Origin of the sequence: Buttiauxella sp. 3AFRM03, assembly GCF_003675305.1 — a bacterium.
GTDB lineage: Bacteria > Pseudomonadota > Gammaproteobacteria > Enterobacterales > Enterobacteriaceae > Buttiauxella > Buttiauxella ferragutiae.
Genome location: NZ_CP033076.1, coordinates 850,992 through 873,109, shown reverse-complemented (window position 1 = coordinate 873,109; position 22,118 = coordinate 850,992). Strand labels below are relative to the sequence as shown.

Here is a 22,118-nt window from a genome sequence, read left to right as displayed (position 1 = left end):
CGCTCGATCCTTATTCTCTATCACTGTTGCTTTAATGGGGTAATCAGATGCGAGATATCATCTGGATACTTCGCCATCAGCCATTCGGCTTTTTCAACAAACAGTTTGTCGTCAGGCCAGGCTCGTGCGGCACTGACCATATTCACCAGTGCTTTTTGATCATCCATTTTATCAATATCCTTCCAGGGCCAGGTTTCAGTGCTATTTATGTAGTGCGCGAGGTAGCGATAGCCCTGGCGCAAGCTATGGTCATCAAGAGTGAAATTCCAGACATCAACCCCAGCAATGTCCCCTAAACGCCCCAACTTGTTGTAAGCCTCAAGATGGAAATTGCTGTAATGCCACGGGCGAGTGCGCTCAATTTCCGCCATCTGGCGGCCTTCTTTATCAAAATGGGAGGGAATACGTCGTAGTTGGGTGATTTGTAGTCGTTTTTTAGCGGCGGTTATATCGCCACTAAACAGGGCAAATGACGCTGCCTGTAAATCAAAATAGGTGCCGTGATTGTTATGCCAATTGTCTTCTTCAAATCCGTTTTGGCTGGTGCTCATCCAATGGTAAAAATCGCCATACCATTGTTTTATCTTCTGATAATCTTCATCGCTGACCACATTCGCTGGGCGTAATAATTCAACGGCATCAATCACTTCTACCAGTGCGCGACTGTCAATCAGGCCAATCCCTCGGCCATCGTTAATCCCCGGAATAGCCTGCGCATGTTGCAGGTTAGGATTCATGCGCGTTTCTGGTTTCACAAACCAGTTCAGCAATTGGTCACGTGCTTTTTCGGCGTATGCCGGGTTGTGGGAAAATTGCCACGCCAGCGCCAGTGTCCAAACGTCATTGCTCATGTTCACCAGACGTTTTTTGTCCGTGGCATCACTATTGGCATCAGGGTTGGTTTGGCCATCTTTGCGAAGGTAGGGCAGGCCATCTTTTTTGTTCGGATCGGGCCACCAGTACGGTGGAAAACTGTAGTAATCATGTTTATCGCCGCTGGCGGCGATTAGCGTTTTATCCATCACTGAATACAGTGGTTTGTTCAGCGCCTTGTCTGCGTTGGCAATCAGTTTTTGATAAGCCCCGGTAAATTGTGGATTTTGTGCCTCTATCTGCTGCTGGCTATAGCGTAGATCATCGAGCTTAATTTGCAGTGGATGTGCATCGGCGGCATATAACGGTGAGGCCAGTAATGAACCCGCCACCGCCAACGAAAGCAATGACAGGCAAGATAATAAACTGGGTTTTGTCGGGCACATATTTTCTCCGTCCATCGATGGAATGAATTCAGGGTGCTAAGAATGTTCGCCTTATTAGTATCAATGTGTTGATACCGTTAATGGTGTTATTAATTTTCGTTAAATATGAGGCTAGAAATAAATTTTTTTGGATTGAGTGCGCAGTGTAAGAGGCGGAATAATTATTTATGTGATTAATCTCAAATTAATATCAGAGATGTAAAATAACGCCTTGTAATGAGATTTGCATCACGAAAATGAGTGCTTTCAAATACTTGTTTATATTGTGCAGGTTTTGTTTAATTTTTTATCTTTATGATTTTAAAGGTTAAAAATGTTTATGTGATTTTTGATATGTTTTTTAGTGTGACTTCAAACACGTTTTTGCATTGTGAAACAGTATTTCTGTTTTATGGCGTTGTGTTTAATAAGGGCATTCTATTTAATTGCTGGGCAGCCTTTTCATTAGCGAAATAACCTGCTTCACTCCATTTTTGTTTCAACAATTAAATCTCTTAAAATAAGGGTGTGAATATAAATGTTCCCTACAAAATTAAAATCCGCATTACTGATCTCTGCTCTTGGTTTAAGTGCATCGCAAACCTTTGCAGCAGAAACTTTGAACGTCTGGATTCGTGCCAGTAACGACTCCAAAAATATTTACAAACAAGAGGCCGAAACCTTTGAGCAAAAGACCGGCATTAAAATCGAGTACTTTAATGCTACCACCGACTTCGAACAGCGACTGGCGCGCGCGGCAGCCGGTAATGCACTACCTGACCTGATTTTTAACGATGCGGTCGCCATCGGACAATTCATCCAGCTCGGTATCGCGGAAGAAATTGACCCGAAAACTATTGCCGGTGGTGAAAACCTTTACCCGACCGCCTGGGAAAGTACCCGCTATACCGACGGTAAATTCTACGGCGTCCCCACTTCGGCCCAAACCTTCGCGCTCTTTGTGCGTAAAGACTGGCGTGAAAAATTAGGGATGCCTGCGCCAAAAACATGGAGTGACGTCGAAAAATTAGCCAAGGCCTTTACCACCCAGGACCCTGACGGCAACGGCAAAAACGACACCTACGGCTTTTTGCTCCCGGGCTCAACCACACGCGGCTACGCTAGCTGGTTTATGAGTGCCTTCTTGTGGCAAGCCGGTGGCGATTTTATTCGTGAAGGTGCGAAGGGGGAGTTTAAAGCTTCGCTAGACGAACCTGAGGCCCGCGAAACGTTGCAATTTATGCGCGGCATGTTGTGCGAAAAAGTCGTGCAACCTGGAGCTATTAACGCCACGACCGCCGACATCATTCCGTCCTTCCGATCCGGCCAAACCGGGATGTTCTTCACCGGCCCTTATCACATCGCTTTATTTGATAAAGACCCGGGTAAGGACAACTTCGAAGTGGTGACCCTAACTGGACCAAAAGGGAGTGCTACGCTTGCGGAAGGCACCACGGTCTTCATGATGAAAAGCAGTAAAAACAAAGAGGCGGCGCGCAAATTTATTGAATTTATGATTTCCCAGGAGGGGCAAGAAATTGGCATGGGTAAAGGCAGTAAACACATGCCTGTGGTCCGTTTGCCTGTCAATAAATTGGTCGATACCCAGGCGGTTTACAACGATGAACGCTGGGCAACTTTCGCCAAACTTTACGCTGAACAAGGCCGTTACGTGCCGCAAGTTCCAAACTGGACGCCAATTCGCCAAATAACCGCCGATGGCTTTAACCGCATTCTGGCGGACTGCAATAGCGATATTGCCGCTGAACTCAAAACCACCAACGAGAAGGTCAACGCTGAACTTGCCAAACAGCAGGTACTGGCGAAGTAAGGGTAGTTATAACGTAACCCTCACCCCATCCCTCTTCCATCGGGAGAGGGGGAAAGAACTTTCGCTCTCCTTAGGGGAGATGGCAAGAGTGAGGGGTAATAACGAAAACCGTAAAAAATGAGTGAAAATAACGATGTTGACTCCTCGCCAGAAACGAAATCTGGTGCCATGGCTTTTCCTCGCTCCGGCACTGGTCATTTTCACCTGGTTTAAATTCATCCCGATGCTGCAAGGCCTGGTGATGAGTTTTTACAAAGTGAACTTCAATCAACCAGATGAATGGGTTGGATTTGCCAACTTTGCACGCGCGTTCGCCGACATAGAACTGCATTCGGCAGTTTTTAACACCTTCCTGTATGTGGTGGTGACAATGGTGGTCGGGGCGGTTTTGGCATTCTTCCTTGCCATGTTGCTTGAAGGGCCTGCTCGCCATTTGCGTTTCATCCGTACGGCGATTTTCTTACCCGCGGTCACCAGTGCAGCAATCGTCGCCGAAATGTGGCGTATCTTGTTCAACCCAACGCCTAATGGTGTTGTGAACCACATCTTGAGCTGGTTCGGTATTGCCGACCAGGGGTTCCTGGCCAGTGCCGATCAGTCGCTTTGGGTGATCATGCTGCTGCATATCTGGAAAGCAGTACCGTACAACATGGTGATCTTTATTGCTGGGTTGGCGGGCATTAGCCGTGACTTGTACGACGCTTCAAACGTGGATGGTGCGAACTGGTGGAACCGACTGCGTTACGTCACGTTGCCTGGCATGATCCCGGCGATTTCTGTGGTGCTGATGTTGTCATTTATTCGTGGCTTCCGTGTGTTTGCAGAAGTGTATGCCACTACGGGGGGTGGGCCATCCGGCGCCACTGAAATGATCATGACTCATATCTACAAACTCGGTTTTGAGCAATTTGACTACGGCTATGCTTCGGCGGTGTCGTTCCTGTTATTCGCTTTCACCGTCGTGTTGACGATTTGTCATCTCACTTTGAAAAAGCGCATCGCCCGCTATTAAGGAGCCGCCCATGTTAGGTAAACGTTGGGATACCGTAGGTCGCTGGATGATTTATGGCTTGCTGTTAATTGTATTTGTCGGGCCATTCTGGGGCATTGTCGCCACGGCCTTTAGCGGAGCACCGGTTAAACCGGGCGAACTGCTGGCATGGCCAAATGAGTTTTCCATGGAGAACTTTATCTTTGCCTGGCAAGACATTGGTGTCTGGCAATATTTGCTGAACTCAATGGTGGTGGTGTTCTTTGGCACCATTTTGCAGGTTGCCGTTAGTGCGCTTGCCGCCTATGCGTTGGCACGCAAGAAGTTCATCGGCGTTTCATTGGTTAGTCTGGTCATTCTTTCTACCATGATGCTGCCGGAGGAAGTGATCGCCATTCCGCTGTACATGATTATCAACTGGCAACTGCCGCTGATTGATTCGTCACTCTACAACACCTATCTGGGCATGATTATGCCGGTTGTGGGTTGGGCGTTTTCGATCTTCGTCTTAAGCGAATTTATGGCGGCGATCCCTAAAGAGCTGGAAGAGGCGGCGCGTATCGATGGGGCAAATGAGTGGCAAATATTCTTCCACGTCATTTTACCGCTGGTGAAACCGGCACTCGGCACCGTTGTGACGTTTGGCTTCATCATGATTTGGGACCAGTACCTGCTGCCGCTGATTGTGGTGAACCATGACAGCCTGAATACCATCCCGGTTATTCTTGGCCGTCTGCGTACGGACGAAAGTATTACACCAAACATTTTCATTGCCATCACCTTACTGGCGATGTTGCCAAGCATCATTGTTTATCTCGGTCTGCAAAAACATTTCAATCGCGGGATTATGTCCGGCGCGGTCAAAGGATAAGGAGCGACACATGGGTTCCGTGGTACTGAAAAATGTCTGTAAATCATATGGTGATGTGCATGTCATCAAAGATGTCTCTTTGACTATTCCAGATGGAGAGTTCTGTGTGTTGGTTGGCCCAAGTGGCTGTGGGAAATCAACCCTGTTGCGCATGATCGCCGGGCTAGAGGAAATTACTGGCGGTCAGGTTGCGATCAATGAGAAGGATGTCACTGACGTTGAGCCAAAGCTGCGTGATATCGCGATGGTGTTCCAGAGTTACGCACTGTATCCGCAAATGACAGTGCGCGAAAACATGGGTTTTGCGCTCAAAATGGCAAAACTGCCTAAAGCGGAAATCAGCCAAAAAGTGGAAGCGGCCGCTGATCTGCTCGGACTAGGCGTCCTGCTGGATCGTTTGCCAAAAGATCTTTCCGGCGGCCAGCGTCAGCGCGTAGCGATGGGGCGCGCCATTGTACGTAATCCTCAGGTGTTTTTGTTCGATGAACCGCTCTCTAACCTTGATGCAAAATTGCGTACTCAGGTACGTGGTGAAATCCGCGAACTGCATCGCCGCCTGAAAACCACCTCGGTGTACGTGACGCATGACCAAATTGAAGCCATGACCATGGGGCAGATGATCGTGGTACTGCGGGAAGGGCGTATTGAGCAGGTGGGTAGCCCGCTGGAGTTATACGATCGTCCGGCTAATTTGTTCGTTGCCGGATTTATCGGTTCGCCTGAAATCAATCAGTTAAAAGGTGAAGTGACACTACAAAACGGCGAGATGATGTTACGCCTCAATGATGGCTCTTTGTTAAGCTTGCCGCCGGGCGTACAAGTCAAGCCGCAGCAAAAAGTGGTGTATGCGATTCGCCCGGAACAGGTCAATGTAGTGAGCGAAGCAGAACAGAGCGGGGCGCTGAAAGCGACCATCACAGCCATCGAAAATACCGGTTCTGATATGCAGTTATTCTGTAACACAGGAGGCGGTGCATTTACTTCGGTGTTTAAGCAACGCTTAAATGTTCGGGAGGGGGAAACGGTATGGTTGCAGCCTCGACTGACCGGTATCCACATTTTTGATGCCGAAAGTGGGCAGCGAATAGCCTGTCATTAAGGAGCAGTAAATGAAGTTGTATACCCTGGATGTGACGTGTCTTGAGAATGCTCGCCGTGGCTTACAGCAGCCTTTTTCTCCGTTACAGCTGGCACTGGGTCAGCTGGTCAGAGAGGCGGATAAACTCCGTGGTCAACCGCTGGAAAGCGTGGTGCATAAAAAATTGCGTCCGGTGAGTGGCGATCCACATGATTACTACAGCCTGGGGACATACTGGTGGCCCAATCCGCGCAGGCCTAACGGCCTGCCGTATATTCGTCGCGATGGGCACACCAACCCGCAATGTCAGAATAACGACACGGATACCACGCGTATAATCCGTATGTGTGAACGCAGCCTGACGCTTGGGCTGGCGTGGTACTTCACTGGACAGCGCAAGTACGCGCAGGCGGCGGCGGAACAAATCAAATGCTGGTTCCTTGACGAACAAACGCGGATGAATCCGCATTTGAACTACGGTCAGGCGATCCCAGGGATTGTTTCTGGCCGTGGTACCGGGCTTATCGATACGCGCTTGTTATGGATGGTGATTGATGCCATTGGCCTGATTAGCCCAGCTGGAGTGTTGGATACCGACGACATTATCGGTTTGCACCAATGGTTCAGGGACTTTAATCACTGGATGTTTTACAGCGATGTGGGTCACTCTGAATATGTCTGGCATAACAACCACGGCACCTGGTATGACGCACAGCGTGCGGCTAATGCACTGTTCTATGGTGATAAAGGGCTAGTGGCTCGCATCATTCAGCAGGGGATAACCCAACGCATGGCGGCGCAAATCGACCAGGAAGGGAAACAGACAATGGAACTGGAGCGTCCGGTGCCGTTCCACTATTCCTTGTTTAACCTTGAAGCGCATTTGTTGTTGAACCGTTACGCTGAGCATGTCGAGTTTGACCGCTGGAATGCCGTGCAGGATGGCCGAAGTGTGAAGCTCGGTATCGATTATTTGATGCCGTTTATCGCCGACCCGGATTTATGGCCGTACAGTGATTTACAAGGCATTGTCTGGGATAGCGCCTTGCGCATCATATTGCAATCGATGCGCGGGTATCCCAAAGAGGCTGCGCGTTATAAAACCGTGTTGGGCAGCTTCCCTGAAGAGACCCTGGGTCTGCATGAACAACTGATGTGGTGCGCTTAGGGAAGGGTGTGACCTGGCCGGGCCTTAGTCATTGACCCGACCAAAAGGCCTCAATGCTGCTGATGATTCACCAAATTCGTCAAATGCTCATCGGTCTGGCTCATGCACATTCCGGCTTTATGTGCATTACGGACTTCATCGAGAATGGTATTGAGCAACACACCTTCGTCTTGCTGCTCCCGATCCATGGTTTTCAGGAAAGTGAGCGTCGAGAAATCATTTAATGCGGTAGCTTCTGCGGTCAGTGTGGTTAATGTCGCGCAACGTTGGTCATAATCGGCCACCGTTTGCTCGAACAACGTTTCTAATGAATCGCATTCGCGTGGCGGTTCTTCAATCGTCGCCACAATAGGATTACCACCGGCTTGCTTCATAAAAGTAAAAATACGCATCATTTGCGTGACGCTGCATTGTGCCTGATTTCTTAAAAAGATCGCTGTGCCCGTTAAACTCTTTTCGGAGCACCAGTGACTTAAGCGCAAATAAAGGTTGGAGGAGTAGAAGTCGCGGTTTATCTGTAAGTTAAGTCTTTGAACCATGCCGGAAGTTGCCATAATCATTCCTTTATTGAATCGGAACATCGGTGAAGATGGGGTAAACAATAAAAATTCATGGGGATGTTTAAACCATACCTCTTTAGGGGTATTCGGAGAACTATTAATTATGTCGTTTTATCACTATTTTCAGCCTGGAGTACTAATAAATAGCAAAGGCTAAAAATGAAATGATTATTAATGCGCGACTTTGTTTTTATATTCTCTAAATATAATGAGCTAAATTGTGATTCACAGCTGAGTACTGGAATAGGCTAGTGCTTGTTTATTGTGTTAGATCATATTTTCTGCCCATCGGATAATTGCGCTCGTGACTGTTTCCGGTACTGCAACGGAGTTTGATTCATCATCTTCTTAAAACAAGTAATGAAATAAGTGTCCTCGATAAACCCCACTTCCTGAGCGATGGCGTCAATGCTTAACGGCGAAGTGCGCAACAGGTCGCAGCTTTTCTTGATGCGCCGCGTCAGTAAGTACTCATGAATACTGCCGCCGGTCTGCTGGCGAAAAATACGTGAAGTGTAGCTGCGCGATAATCCAATAGATTGTGCAAGTTCATCCAGTGAAAACTTGGTGCTGTAATTATTCTCGACCCACTGCATGATGCGCGAGGCAACCGTAGGCTGTTGCGGGATAAATGCCTGCGGCTGCGCGGGGAGAAACGCCATAATCTGCATCACCATAAACGCAACATCACTGGCCGTTGAGTGCGCTGTCGGGTCCAGCTTATCGAACCCGCCAAGAATCACTTCCATAAATTCTGCCTGTTCACTCAAATCGTACACCTGCGCGGGCACGTTGCTGGCGGCCAGGGCTGAAAATTGAGCCTGTTGGCGCGCAAATGCCTGCAAAGAGCCGATCACTGAAGAGTGCTCAATGTGCATAGTGGTGCGGTGATACTGGTTTTTGTCACTGGCTTCGACATGCACTTTGTGCAAACGGAACGGTGGGAAAATAAATAACCGGCCAGGCCGCGCGGTGTAATGTTGATTATCCACGACAACAATGCCATAGCCTTTTGAAATATAGAGAAATTCAACACATTGATGCCAGTGATAGTACTGAGCACTTGAGGCGCGTAAACGGTGAAATGAGATAACCTGGCTATCAAGTGTGATGCGCTCCATCAATTGTGCTTCGCTCATTTCCCCTCCAGGACAACAAATTTAAGTTTTTACGCCATCATTTGTAATTTATTCACCTTGCGAATAGAAAAATCCAGCGAAATTGAAATGGCGGTTTATTTTTGTGATGCGGCTCACTCTGAGCCTTGAATAAAAGCGACTAATCTGTTCATCAACGCGAAGTATTAGCGCACTGAAAAATAGCTATAACAATAACTTACTCTATTCTCGTGTTTAACGGGAGGACATCTTGCAACCTAAAAACATTACAATAAACAACCGCCTTGAAAGCAGGGACGATCTACAAAAACTGGTTAACGAATTATTGAATGCCGTTTCGCCATTCTTTAAAAAAGATGCCAGTCGGGTCGACCTTGCTAATTTCACTGCACATTACGGCCAGCAGATTGCCAATATGGAAACTTTCTCGCGTTTGCTGTGGGGTGTGACTCCATTGCTGGCGGGCGGAAGTGAACCAGAGCAATTATCTTTTTATATCCAGGCGATAAAAAACGGTACTAACCCGGAGCACGCAGATTATTGGGGGGAGGTTGCACCTTTCGATCAGCGCATTGTGGAAATGGCAGCCTACGGGTTAATGCTGGCGATAGCGCATAAGCCGCTGCTGGCGCATTTCAATGAACAAGAAAAACAGCATCTTTGGCAGTGGCTCAGGCAAAGTGAAAACCAGGATATTCCAGATAACAACTGGCATTTCTTCCCAATTCTGGTGCAGGTAGGTTTCCATCGTTGTGGAATGCCGAACAATACTGATGCGCTGGAAACGCATTTTGCTGCCATGGAACAATATTATCTCGGCGATGGCTGGTATTCAGACGGCCCAGGACGCCCGCGTGATTACTATATTTCGATGGGCTTCCATTTCTACGGGCTGATTTACGCCAAATTAATGGCGGATGTTGATCCTGAACGTTGCAATAAACTGCGCGAGCGGGCGGCCCTGTTCGCTGCCGACTTTATCCATTTCTTTGCGGACGACGGCGCTGCTATTCCCTTTGGCCGCAGCCTGACTTATCGCTTCGCACAGGGCGCATTCTGGAGTGCTGCGGCGTTTGCCGGGCTGGAAGTCTTTGAACCTGGCGTGGTAAAGGGCATTGTTCTGCGCCATTTACGCTGGTGGCTGCAACAACCGCTGTTCGACCGCGATGGTGTGCTGAGCGTCGGTTACAGCTACCCAAATCTGGTCATGGCGGAAGATTACAACGCACCGGGCTCTCCGTACTGGGGGCTAAAAACCGTATTGGTGCTGGCGTTAGGCCAGGACGATGCCTTCTGGCAGGCGCAAGAGTTGCCGCTGCCACCTGGTGACGCACACCATAGCATTCCTCATGCTGCGCAAATTCTGGTTCATCAGCCTAATCATTTATGGATGCTAACTTCCGGCCAGCTTGAGCTGAATAACTTCGTTAATACCGAAGCTAAATACTGCAAATTTGCTTATTCCACACGCTACGGTTTCACCATTGAACGGGGGCGTTATGGCTTAAATCACGCGGCTCCAGATTCGATGTTGCTGTTATCTGAAAAAGACGATTACTGGCGTGGGCGTCGCGATTGCCAGAACGTCACAACCGCGGATGGCATGATTTACAGCCGTTGGCTGCCATGGAGTGACGTGACTATCGACACCTGGTTACTGCCGCTGGGCGACTGGCAGGTGCGTGTGCATTCCCTCAAAACCGAACGTGAACTGGATTGTGCTGAAGGCGGTTTCAGCCTGCCAAACCGTCCGCTTCCCGAAGCGCAAATGGCGAAAGCTTGCTGCCAACTGACCTCCGTCACGGATACCAGTGCCATTTACTGTTTGAGCCCGCAACCGCGCAATGGCGACCAGGTGTTAACGCCGCCAAACAGTAACCTGCTCTTTGCTGAACGGGCTGCGGTTCCGCTGTTGAAAGGGGAGTTGAGTAAAGGCACGCATCTGTTAATCAGTGCTGTCTGGGCAGGGGATTCAGCGGTATTTGATGCGAACACTCGCCCACAAGCCATGGTCAGCGAGGGTGTTGTGCGCCTGGTGATGGGTAAGCTCGAAACACAAATCATGTTGAATAAACTGCCGTGATGATTCTGGAGAAACACCAATGAACATGTCGACAATAACGCGTACCGCGCAAATAAAAATGAGCAGTTTCATTTTTCTCTACTTTTTCACCTGGTCCTCAAGCTTCGGGCTATATGCCTTGTGGCTGAGTCAAAAAGTCGGTTTAGACAGCATCACGATCGGTAGTGTTTTTGCTATCAATGGAGTCTTTGCCGTAGTGATGAAACCGGTCTATGGCTACATCATGGATAAGATCGGCATGAGTAAATGGCTGCTCTATTTTGTCTGCGCCGTTTCCGCACTGATGGCCCCGTTCTTTGTTTTCATCTACCAACCTTTACTACTGACGCACACCATGGTGGGGATTGTGATTGGTGCGCTGTACCTGAGCCTGGGCTGGTATGCCGGTGTGGCCGCTTCCGAATCCTATGCTGACCGCTTTAGCCGCATGTATGGTCTGGAGTTTGGGCGCATTCGTATGTGGGGTTCACTGGGCTGGGCAATGGCCGCTTCGGTTTCCGGTTTGCTGTTCAACTACACGCCGCTGGCCAACTTCCTTGTCAGCAGCGCCACGTCAGTGCTGATGCTCCTGATGTTGGTCAGCCTGAAAATTGGCGACGAGCAACTGCGGAGTAACAACGTGATTTCCGCAAACAAAATCGTCTTTGCCGATGTGCTGATGTTACTGAAAAACCGCAAATTCTGGATGTTTAGCCTCTATGTCGCCGGTGTGGCATGGATGATGTTTGTTGCTGAACAGCAGTTCCCGCGCTACTTCGTTTCGTTCTTCGACACCAAAGAGCAGGGCAATGCGTGGTACGGCTACCTGAGCACCGTCCAGTCCGGCATGGAATTCGTGATGATGATGTTCATCCCGTTGCTGGTAAATCACTACGGTGCCAAAAAAGGGTTGCTGTTCTGTGGCTGCGTAGTCGGAGCCCGTCTGATTGCATCCGGCCTGACCAGCGACCCGCTGATCATCTCGATCATCAAACCGTTCTACGGTGTTGAGATCTCGCTACTGCTGATTTCGGTATTCAAATACATCGCGGAGCACTTCGACAAAAAAATTAACGCCACCATGTATCTACTGGGTTATCAGGCCATGATCTACGTCGGTTCCGTGGTTGTGGCACCGCCAGCCGGATATCTGTACGACAAAATTGGCTTCGGGCAGACCTACTTAATCATGGGAAGTTGTGCGCTGCTGTTCACCCTGGTTTCTGCTTTCACACTCTCGCGCTGCCAGTCAAAGCGCGATGAGTCCCGCAATTTCGCACCCGCTTTAAATACCGCACCGGCCGAGCCGGTAAAACATTAATCTTAGGAGACGTTATGACCCGTACTGTTGCCACTGAAAAAGTCGTGACCGAGCCGCTGCGCCCGATTGAATTACATCAGGTTGACCGTCTGGCACTGAATCGCAAACTGGATGCCGCGTTAAAAAGCGTGACCAAAAAACTGGACAAAAACATCATTGCCCTGGGTGACAAGTTCCCGAATGAAGCCTGTGAAGGCGGAAAATGGGCACCAACAGGCAACGTCGAATGGACAACCAGTTTTTGGACTGGCCAGTTGTGGCTGATGTGGGAGTTGACCGGCGATGATAAATATCGTGAAGCCGCCGAGCGCTACTTGCCCTCTTTCGCGGAACGTTTAGACCTGCGTATTGAAACCGCGACTCATGACCTGGGCTTTCTTTATACCTTGTCATGCATCAATGCCTGGCGGTTAACGGGTAATGAAACGGCTCGTCAGACTGCGCTGCAAGCGGCTGACATTTTAATGGAACGTTACAACCCGGTCGCCAAAATCATCCAGGCGTGGGGCGATTTGAATGACCCGGAACAACAGGGGCGGATGATTATTGACTGCAATATGAACCTTCCGCTGCTTTATTGGGCGAGTGAACAAACGGGTGATGCGCGTTACGCGCAAGCGGCAACAGCACACGCACAGCAGGCGGCAAAATATATCGTGCGTCCGGATTCTTCCACTTTCCATACTTTCTATATGGATGTGGAAACGGGCGAGCCACGATTTGGTAATACGCATCAGGGCTTCAGTGACACTTCGTGTTGGTCGCGTGGGCAGGCTTGGGGCATCTATGGTTTCTTGCTCACTTACCTGTACACCGGTGACACCAGCATGGTGGATCTCACCCGCAGCCTGGCGCATTACTTTATCAACCGCTTGCCGGAAGATGATGTCTGTCATTGGGATCTGGCATTGCTGGGAACCGATGCGGTGCGTGATAGCTCGGCGGCGGCGATTACCGCCTGTGGCTTGCTGGAACTGGTCAACACGCTGCCGGTGTTGGATGAACATCGCGCCCATTATGAAGAGATGGCGCTGCGGATTATCCAGTCACTGACGGATAACTACCTGGCACGCGACGATGAAGCGTGTGAAGGCTTGTTGAAACACTCGGTTTATCACATGGCAAGCGGCAAAGGTGTCGATGAATGCTGTAGTTGGGGTGACTATTTCTACCTGGAAGCACTGACCCGCGTGCGCAAGGTATGGAATCTCTACTGGTAAATATTTCGCCCCCGCAGGCCTGCGGGGGCAACATGGAGAGTTGGAATGAAAACTGTTGCTGTTCTGCTGGCTCCTGGTTTTGAAGAAGGTGAAGCTATTGTCATTATTGATATTTTGCGCCGCCTTCAAGTTAACGTTCGTACACTGTCTTGCGTAGATACGCGCGCCGTGGTGAGTTACCACGATATTCCGATGGTTGCCGATGCCACATTAAGCGAATGTTTTGATGAAACCTTTGATGCTGTTGTTTTACCCGGCGGCCCGGAAGGCAGCACCTTTTTGGCAGGTTGCGCCAGTGTGATTGCCTTCGTGCGCCGTCATGACCAACAGGGCAAATTTATCTGCCCGATTTGCTCCGCCGCGGCACGTGTCTTGGGTGGAAATGGTTTATTGAAAGGCCGCCGTTACGTCTGCTCCGGTGATTTATGGCAGCAGGTGAAAGACGGTGAATATGTTGACGCTGATGTCGTTGAGGACGGTAATCTGATTAGCGGAAGGGGGCTGGGCAAAGTGTTTGATTTTGCATTGACCGTTGCAGCTCGCCTGGAAGGTGATGAAGCGCCAGCCCGCGACCAGGCGGATCATATTTATTATCCGTGGTAGTGGTGAATACTCAGGGAATATTTTATTCCCCTGAGTATTCGTATTAACAAAAAAATGGTATTACTCCTGCATTGCTTTTTATTAAAACATTTTATTTTCTGATCAATACATTTCCCGCCTGATAGTCACCAAAGCCGCAAGGATGTGCTGGCTGTACTTATGGATAATTCAGCTAATTACCTCTCAATTCATCATACATATCTGCTCATTCTTATGCCTTTAATGGCTGAATGTATGTACGCTTTTACTGTATTTCTGGCGTGTGATTGCGCTCTCCTATGGATGATTAATTTCCCGCTACAACTATCGTAAGCCCAATAGCTAAAAGTCGAAACGGCTAATGGCTTGTTTTAACTAAACCTTACCCTACATAAAATAAGATCGAGCGGGAGTTTACCATGCACAAATTTACTAAGGCGCTAGCGGCCATCGGCATTGCGGCGGTTATGTCACAATCCGCTATCGCTGAAACCATGAAGCTCGGTTTTCTGGTGAAACAACCAGAAGAACCCTGGTTCCAGACTGAATGGAAATTTGCCGATAAAGCCGGCAAAGATCTCGGTTTTGAAGTGATTAAAATCGCGGTTCCGGACGGCGAAAAAACCCTTAATGCGATCGACAGCCTGGCCGCCAGCGGCGCGAAAGGTTTTGTTATCTGTACGCCAGATCCAAAACTGGGTTCAGCAATTGTCGCAAAAGCGAAAAGCTACGACATGAAAGTCATTGCCGTGGATGACCAGTTTGTCACCGCCAAAGGCGCACCGATGGACACCGTGCCGTTAGTGATGATGGCAGCGACCAAAATCGGCGAGCGCCAGGGGCAAGAGCTGTACAAAGAGATGCAGAAACGTGGCTGGGATGTGAAAGAGTCGGCGGTGATGGCGATTACAGCAGATGAACTCGACACCGCTCGCCGTCGTACTTCTGGCTCGATGGACGCTCTGAAAGCCGCCGGTTTCCCGGAAAAACAAATCTACAAAGTCCCAACTAAATCTAACGACATCCCTGGGGCATTCGATGCCGCAAACTCCATGCTGGTTCAGCACCCTGAAGTGAAACACTGGCTGATTGTCGGCATGAACGACAACACCGTGCTGGGCGGCGTGCGCGCCACTGAAGGTCAGGGCTTTAAAGCGCCAGACGTGATTGGTGTAGGTATCAATGGGGTGGATGCGATAAGCGAGCTGTCGAAGGCGCAGGCTACCGGCTTCTATGGTTCACTGCTGCCAAGCCCGGACGTTCACGGTTATAAGAGCAGCGAAATGCTCTACAACTGGGTCACTAAAGGGGCTGAACCACCGAAGTTCACTGAAGTGACTGACGTGGTGCTGATCACGCGCGAAAACTTTAAAGAAGAACTGGCGAAAAAAGGTCTCGGCGGTAAGTAACCGTTTGTGGTGGATGGTGCTTGCGCTCATCCACCCTACCCAAATCTCACCAACGTCAACACCAACTGTAGGTCGGATAAGCACAAGCGTCATCCGACATTGGGGTATGTCATGCAACACCAGACACCGTATCTCTCTTTTCGTGGTATAGGCAAAACCTTCCCCGGCGTGAAAGCCTTACAGGACATCAGTTTCGACTGCTATGCCGGGCAAGTTCACGCTCTAATGGGGGAGAATGGCGCAGGAAAATCAACGCTGCTGAAAATCCTCAGCGGGAACTACGCGCCTACCGAGGGCAGCATTGTCCTGCGTGGGGAACCCGTGACATTTGCTGATACCCCTGCGGCACTTAATGCCGGTGTCGCTATTATTTATCAGGAACTCCACCTGGTGCCGGAAATGTCGGTTGCCGAGAATATTTACCTTGGGCAACTGCCGCATAAAGCAGGGTTTGTGAACCGCTCGCTACTCAATTACGAAGCTAAAATACAGCTTGAGCATCTGGGGCTGGATATTGACCCGAGCACGCCGCTCAAATATTTGTCTATCGGCCAGTGGCAGATGGTGGAAATCGCCAAGGCGCTGGCGCGTAATGCAAAAGTTATCGCTTTTGATGAACCCACCAGTTCGCTTTCACGTCGTGAAATCGACAATTTGTTCCGCGTGATTCGTGAATTACGCGCTGAAGGCCGCGTCATCCTTTACGTTTCGCATCGTATGGAAGAGATTTTCGCCCTCAGCGATGCGATTACCGTGTTCAAAGATGGTCGCTACGTGCGCACCTTCGATGACATGAAACAGGTCAACCATGATTCGCTGGTACAGGCGATGGTCGGGCGCGACCTCGGTGATATTTATGGCTGGCAAGCTCGCGACCATGGGGCTGAGCGTTTGCGGCTTGAGGGCGTAAAAGCTCCAGGTGTGCGCACGCCGATTTCACTTTCAGTACGCAGCGGCGAAATCGTTGGGCTATTTGGCCTGGTCGGTGCCGGGCGTAGCGAATTAATGAAAGGGATGTTTGGCGGCACGCGCATCACGGAAGGCAAAGTGCAGATTGATGGCGAAGTTATCAACATCAATAAACCGGCGGATGCGATTCGTGCGGGCATGATGCTCTGTCCGGAAGACCGTAAAGCGGACGGTATTATTCCGGTGCACTCGGTGCGCGACAACATCAATATCAGTGCGCGGCGCAAACATATTAGTGCAGGCTGCCTGATTAATAACCGTTGGGAAACCGACAACGCCGCCTCTCACATCCGTTCCCTGAATATCAAAACCCCATCGGCTGAACAGCTGATCATGAATCTCTCTGGTGGTAACCAACAAAAAGCGATTTTAGGGCGCTGGTTATCAGAAGAGATGAAAGTGATTCTGCTAGATGAGCCAACACGCGGCATCGACGTCGGCGCAAAACACGAAATCTACAACGTGATTTATGCGCTTGCGGCTCAAGGTGTGGCAGTGCTGTTTGCCTCCAGCGATTTGCCTGAAGTGTTAGGGCTTGCCGACCGCATCATTGTGATGCGCGAAGGGGAAATAGCCGGTGAACTGCTGCATGGCGAAGCCAATGAACAGCAAGCATTAAGCCTGGCGATGCCAAAAACCAGCGCGTCAGCCGCATGAGTAAGGAGAGAAAAATGTCTGCATTGACTCCATCATCAACGAAAGCATCATCAACCAATGCCTCGTCGGGCGATAGCAAGAAAAAGTCGTCTTTAAGTCTTGGGCGCATCTGGGACAACTACGGCATGCTGGTGGTGTTCGCGGTGCTGTTTATCGCCTGCGCCATCTTTGTGCCAAACTTCTCTTCTTTTGTGAACATGAAAGGGTTGGGATTAGCCATTTCGATGTCGGGAATGGTGGCGTGTGGCATGTTGTTCTGCCTGGCATCTGGTGATTTTGACTTGTCTGTTGCGTCAGTGATTGCCTGTGCGGGCGTCACCACGGCGGTGGTCATCAACCTGACTGAAAGCCTGTGGATTGGCGTGGCGGCTGGGTTGTTGCTGGGCGTATTAAGCGGCCTGGTTAATGGTTTTGTCATCGCCAGGCTGAAAATCAACGCCCTGATTACCACCCTTGCCACCATGCAGATTGTGCGCGGACTTGCGTACATTATTTCTGATGGTAAAGCGGTCGGCATTGAAGATGAGCGCTTCTTTACGCTGGGTTATGCCAACTGGTTGGGGTTGCCTGCACCAATCTGGCTGACGGTCGGTTGCCTGATAATCTTCGGTTTCTTACTCAATAAAACCACGTTTGGCCGCAACACGCTGGCGATTGGCGGTAATGAAGAAGCGGCGCGTCTTGCAGGTGTTCCTGTGGTGCGCACCAAAATCATTATCTTCATTCTTTCTGGCTTAGTCTCGGCTGCTGCAGGGATAATACTGGCTTCGCGTATGACCAGCGGCCAGCCAATGACCTCTATTGGCTACGAACTGATTGTGATTTCTGCCTGCGTATTGGGTGGCGTATCGCTGAAAGGGGGGATTGGCAAAATTTCCTACGTGATTGCCGGTATCTTGATTCTCGGCACCGTAGAAAATGCCATGAACTTACTGAATATTTCACCATTTTCGCAGTATGTGGTGCGCGGTCTGATCCTGTTAGCAGCGGTTATCTTCGATCGTTACAAACAGAAAGCGAAACGCACGGTATAAATACCTGGCCTCGCAGAAAAGTCATCCGGTGGATTAGCGTAAGCGACATCCACCAGTTTTTTAATGTGACATCACTTCACTTATCAGTATTTCCGTCCAGAAACTAATGCAAACCAAGAGGTGAATCACTGAAATAGTCACGCTGCTAAAGTATAGTTGGCGGCGTTGAAATTAGGCCTCAAGGAGATGAGCCAATGAGCAGTGATGTAAACTACACCAGCAGTAAAGTACGTGTTCCTGAAAATCGTAAGTTTGATACCACCTGGGTATTAAGTCTGTTCGGAACCGCCGTCGGGGCAGGGGTGTTGTTCTTGCCAATCAACGCCGGAATGGGCGGTTTTTGGCCGCTAGTCGCCCTCGCGGTGATTGTTGGGCCGATGACCTGGCTTGCACACCGTGGCCTTGCACGTTTTGTTTTATCCTCACGTAACCCTGGCAGCGACATCACCGAAGTGGTGGAAGAGCATTTCGGCGCTAAAGCGGGCATCTTAATTACACTGCTCTATTTCTTCGCCATCTACCCAATTCTGCTGATCTACGGCGTGGGCATCACCAATACCATTGATTCTCTGATGGTTAACCAATTGGGAATGGCGTCTCCACCGCGAGCTATTTTGTCGATTGTGCTGATTGTCGCGCTGATGGCGGTAATGTTGACCAGCGAACGTGTGATGCTGAAAATCACCGAACTGATGGTTTACCCGTTAGTGGGTATTTTACTGTTCCTCTCACTCTATTTGATTCCGCACTGGAATACTGCTGCGCTGTCGCAGATGCCAAGTGCTATCGATTTCACCAGCACCATGTGGCTGACCATTCCGGTGCTGGTATTTGCTTTCAACCACTCTCCGGCTATCTCCTCGTTTGCGCTGTCACAGCGCCGTGAATATGGCAATCACGCGGATGAAAAATCCAGCCAGACATTGCGTAAAACCTCGACGATCCTGCTGGCATTTGTCATGTTGTTCGTCTTTAGCTGTGTTCTGAGCGTGACGCCTGCGGATTTGCTGGCAGCAAAACAGCAAAATATTTCGATGCTGAGCTTCCTGGCGAACAAATTCGATAACCCGTTAATCTCCATCTTTGGCCCACTGGTGGCAATTCTGGCGATTTCCAGTTCCTTCTTCGGTCACTACCTGGGCGCGCGTGAAGGTCTGCATGGTCTGGTTAAGAAAATTGCTCGCCACAACGGCAAGCGTTTTGATGACCGCAAACTGAATAAAGCGATTGCGCTGTTCTTCCTGCTGAGCCTGTGGCTGGTGGCAACACTGAACCCAAGCATCCTTGGCATGATTGAATCGTTGGGCGGCCCAATCATCGCGATGATCCTGTTTATCATGCCGATGTACGCTATCCACAAAGTGCCGGCACTGGCGAAATTCCGTGGCAAAGCGAGCAATGTGTTCGTTACGGTCATGGGGCTGGTGGCTATTTCAGGCCTGATCGCCAGCTTCTTCTAATCTCTGCCATACCATGACACCAGGCTGCATGCAGCCTGGTGATTTATCCTGGAAAATTGCGACACCCGTCACCCTGTCTATACTTACATGGCTAATCATCATCTCTCGTTACCGTTACGGTGGCGAGATTAACCATGTAAGGAGGAGCCGCTGGTGGCTGAAGTCTCATCTGTACCGCCTCTACTTTCAGGAAACCTTGCCTTTTTCTTTGACCTCGATGGCACGCTAGCAGAAATCAAACCGCACCCGGATCAAGTCTACATTCCGGCCGCCGTGCGCACGTTACTGCAAAAAATGTCCGTGATGAGCAACGGGGCACTGGCATTGATTTCAGGGCGCTCAATGTCCGAGCTCGATAGGCTCGCGACACCCTTTCACTTCCCGCTTGCGGGCGTGCATGGGGCTGAACGCCGTGACATCAATGATAAAACCCACGTTGTGACCCTACCGGAGCCGGTCGTAAACGCGCTCCAGCAGCAATTAAGTGAAGCACTCCTGCCGTTTCCGGGCACAGAGATTGAAGCCAAAGGCATGGCCTTTGCGCTGCATTATCGCCACGCACCGGAGGCCGCCGATGCCATTTTAGAACTGGCGAAATCGATGACGTTACGCTATCCCGAACTGGCATTACAGCCAGGGAAATGTGTGGTGGAGTTAAAACCGCTGGGCATCGACAAAGGGGCCGCGATACGCGCATTTATGCAGGAAGCGCCTTTTGCCGGGCGCACCCCGATATTTATTGGTGACGACCTTACGGACGAGGCGGGATTTAAACAGGTCAATGCCCTTGGCGGGCTGACCATCAAAGTCGGTGCGGGCGTGACAAGTGCCCATTACCGACTGGCAAATGTGCGCATGGTTTATCACTGGCTTGGAAAATTAACGCATTACATAGAACAACAAAAGTCAGACATTTTACGGGGAGAAGATTATGAGCCGCTTAGTGGTAGTCTCTAATCGCATTGCGCCGCCGGACGATAAAAAAACCAGTGCCGGTGGCCTGGCGGTGGGAATTTTAGGCGCGTTAAAAACGGCGGGTGGATTATGGTTTGGCTGGAGCGGTGAAGTGGGAGACCCCGATGCTGCTTTAAAAAAGACCAAACGAGGTAACATTACCTGGGCGTCATTCAATCTGAGCCAACAAGATTACGAAAGCTATTATCTACAATTCTCGAATGCGGTACTTTGGCCAGCGTTTCATTATCGTTTGGATCTGGTCGATTTCCAGCGAGAAGCCTGGGAAGGGTATCAACGGGTCAATACTCTGTTGGCCAGCAAACTCAAGCCGCTGCTGGAGAATGACGACATTCTGTGGGTGCACGACTACCATTTGCTGCCTTTTGCCGCCGAATGCCGCAAACAGGGGCTCGATCATCGTATTGGTTTCTTCCTGCATATTCCGTTCCCAACCCCTGAAATATTCAACGCGCTGCCGCCACATGGCGAGCTGATTGAGGCGTTGTGTGAATACGATTTGCTGGGCTTCCAGACTGAGAACGACCGTCAGGCTTTCCTCGATTGTGTCGCCACCCAGACGCGTCTGGAAAATAAAGGTAAGAACCAGCATCAAGCGTTTGGCAATAGCTTCCGCACCGAGGTTTACCCGATAGGCATTGAGCCGCAAGAGATCAAAAAGAGCGCCGAGGGGCCGCTGCCACCAAAACTCGCGCAGCTCAAAGCCGAACTGGGGAGCATCAAAAACATCTTCTCTGTAGAGCGACTGGACTACTCCAAAGGGCTGCCGGAACGTTTCCTCGCGTTTGAAGCCTTGCTGGAAAACTACCCGCAGCACCACGGCAAAATTCGTTATACGCAAATTGCGCCGACGTCGCGCGGCGATGTTCAGGCGTACCAGGATATTCGTCATCAACTGGAAACGGAAGCTGGGCGTATTAATGGTAAATACGGGCAACTGGGCTGGACGCCGCTGTATTATCTGAACCAGCACTTTGACCGCAAACTGGTGATGAAAGTGTTCCGACATGCCGATGTCGGTTTAGTAACGCCGCTGCGTGACGGCATGAACCTGGTGGCAAAAGAGTATGTGGCGGCACAAGACCCGGCTAATCCAGGTGTATTGGTGCTGTCGAAATTTGCTGGCGCGGCGAATGAATTATCGTCTGCTCTCATTGTTAACCCATACGACCGCGATGATGTTGCTGCGGCACTGGATCGCGCATTAACCATGCCGCTTGCCGAGCGGATATCACGCCACAGTGAAATGATGGCGGTGATTGAAAAGAATGACATTCATCGCTGGCAACAGAGGTTTATTGACGACCTAAAGAAGGCCGTGCAGCGTTGCGATGAATCAAATTTGGATAAGAAGGTGGCGACGTTTCCGAAGCTGGCGTGATTTCCGCGCCAACTTGTTTTGTCGGATGACGCTCACGCTTATCCGACCTACGATTTCTGGGGCAATTTATACCGGGAACAAGGTCAAAACCGGTTCGGTGTGGTCTTTATCCTCTGATGTTGACCTTTGGTTCCGGCTTCAATCGCCTCCATTTTGGCTCCAGGTGGCAGGGTCCAGTCGTCGGGAACGACTG

At 50.1% G+C, this 22,118-nt stretch carries 18 protein-coding genes; 15 read left to right on the top strand and 3 right to left on the bottom strand.

Features of this window, described 5'->3' with window-relative positions:
• Positions 1-20 precede the first annotated feature (20 nt).
• Positions 21-1,259, bottom strand: a complete 1,239-nt coding sequence (locus tag D8682_RS05435; protein ID WP_083963346.1) for an alginate lyase family protein — start codon at positions 1,257-1,259, stop codon at positions 21-23.
• Positions 1,260-1,776: 517 nt separating this feature from the next.
• Here D8682_RS05435 and D8682_RS05430 point away from each other — a divergent pair.
• From D8682_RS05430 to D8682_RS05410, 5 genes are all read left to right on the top strand, one after another.
• The gene (locus D8682_RS05430; protein ID WP_121813730.1) at positions 1,777-3,069 is read left to right on the top strand and encodes a sugar ABC transporter substrate-binding protein; all 1,293 of its coding nucleotides are present in this window, start codon (positions 1,777-1,779) and stop codon (positions 3,067-3,069) included.
• Between the two features lie 127 nt (positions 3,070-3,196).
• The gene (locus D8682_RS05425) at positions 3,197-4,081 is read left to right on the top strand and encodes a carbohydrate ABC transporter permease (RefSeq protein ID WP_121815643.1); all 885 of its coding nucleotides are present in this window, start codon (positions 3,197-3,199) and stop codon (positions 4,079-4,081) included.
• A 10-nt stretch (positions 4,082-4,091) separates the two neighbouring features.
• Positions 4,092-4,931, top strand: a complete 840-nt coding sequence (locus D8682_RS05420; protein ID WP_064545771.1) for a carbohydrate ABC transporter permease — start codon at positions 4,092-4,094, stop codon at positions 4,929-4,931.
• Between the two features lie 10 nt (positions 4,932-4,941).
• Entirely contained in the window at positions 4,942-6,030 is a 1,089-nt protein-coding gene (locus D8682_RS05415; protein WP_121813729.1) for an ABC transporter ATP-binding protein, read from the top strand.
• A 10-nt stretch (positions 6,031-6,040) separates the two neighbouring features.
• Positions 6,041-7,177, top strand: a complete 1,137-nt coding sequence (locus D8682_RS05410; RefSeq protein ID WP_121813728.1) for an alginate lyase family protein — start codon at positions 6,041-6,043, stop codon at positions 7,175-7,177.
• 50 nt (positions 7,178-7,227) lie between these two features.
• Here D8682_RS05410 and D8682_RS05405 read toward each other — a convergent pair whose 3' ends face one another.
• Entirely contained in the window at positions 7,228-7,731 is a 504-nt protein-coding gene (locus D8682_RS05405; protein ID WP_064545776.1) for a non-heme ferritin-like protein, read from the bottom strand.
• A 278-nt stretch (positions 7,732-8,009) separates the two neighbouring features.
• Positions 8,010-8,876, bottom strand: coding sequence for an AraC family transcriptional regulator (locus D8682_RS05400; protein WP_064545778.1), 867 nt, complete (start codon positions 8,874-8,876; stop codon positions 8,010-8,012).
• Between the two features lie 229 nt (positions 8,877-9,105).
• Between D8682_RS05400 and D8682_RS05395 the strand changes: the two genes are divergently transcribed.
• The 10 genes from D8682_RS05395 (at position 9,106) to otsA (ending at position 21,925) form a co-directional block, all read left to right on the top strand.
• Positions 9,106-10,938, top strand: a complete 1,833-nt coding sequence (locus tag D8682_RS05395; protein WP_121813727.1) for a DUF2264 domain-containing protein — start codon at positions 9,106-9,108, stop codon at positions 10,936-10,938.
• A gap of 25 nt (positions 10,939-10,963) precedes the next feature.
• The gene (locus D8682_RS05390) at positions 10,964-12,238 is read left to right on the top strand and encodes an oligosaccharide MFS transporter (protein ID WP_370090857.1); all 1,275 of its coding nucleotides are present in this window, start codon (positions 10,964-10,966) and stop codon (positions 12,236-12,238) included.
• 14 nt (positions 12,239-12,252) lie between these two features.
• Positions 12,253-13,458 carry a glycoside hydrolase family 88 protein gene (locus D8682_RS05385; protein WP_121813726.1) on the top strand — a complete coding sequence of 402 codons (1,206 nt, stop codon included), beginning with the start codon at positions 12,253-12,255 and terminating at the stop codon, positions 13,456-13,458.
• Between the two features lie 45 nt (positions 13,459-13,503).
• A complete protein-coding gene (locus D8682_RS05380) occupies positions 13,504-14,061 on the top strand; it encodes a DJ-1 family glyoxalase III (protein ID WP_121813725.1) in 558 nt (185 codons plus the stop codon).
• 398 nt (positions 14,062-14,459) lie between these two features.
• Positions 14,460-15,449, top strand: a complete 990-nt coding sequence (locus D8682_RS05370; RefSeq protein WP_064545789.1) for an arabinose ABC transporter substrate-binding protein — start codon at positions 14,460-14,462, stop codon at positions 15,447-15,449.
• Positions 15,450-15,560: 111 nt separating this feature from the next.
• A complete protein-coding gene (gene araG / locus D8682_RS05365; protein WP_121813723.1) occupies positions 15,561-17,075 on the top strand; it encodes an L-arabinose ABC transporter ATP-binding protein AraG in 1,515 nt (504 codons plus the stop codon).
• Between the two features lie 14 nt (positions 17,076-17,089).
• Positions 17,090-18,109: an L-arabinose ABC transporter permease AraH gene (araH, locus tag D8682_RS05360; RefSeq protein WP_064545793.1), complete on the top strand. Its 1,020-nt coding sequence runs from the start codon at positions 17,090-17,092 to the stop codon at positions 18,107-18,109.
• A 194-nt stretch (positions 18,110-18,303) separates the two neighbouring features.
• Positions 18,304-19,569 (top strand): HAAAP family serine/threonine permease, encoded by a 1,266-nt coding sequence (locus D8682_RS05355; RefSeq protein ID WP_064545794.1) that lies wholly within the window; start codon positions 18,304-18,306, stop codon positions 19,567-19,569.
• Between the two features lie 153 nt (positions 19,570-19,722).
• Complete coding sequence (gene otsB / locus D8682_RS05350; RefSeq protein ID WP_064545796.1) at positions 19,723-20,526, top strand: trehalose-phosphatase; 804 nt, start codon at positions 19,723-19,725, stop codon at positions 20,524-20,526.
• Complete coding sequence (gene otsA / locus D8682_RS05345; RefSeq protein WP_064545798.1) at positions 20,501-21,925, top strand: alpha,alpha-trehalose-phosphate synthase; 1,425 nt, start codon at positions 20,501-20,503, stop codon at positions 21,923-21,925. The genes otsB and otsA overlap by 26 nt, the downstream gene beginning before the upstream one ends.
• Positions 21,926-22,118 lie beyond the last annotated feature (193 nt).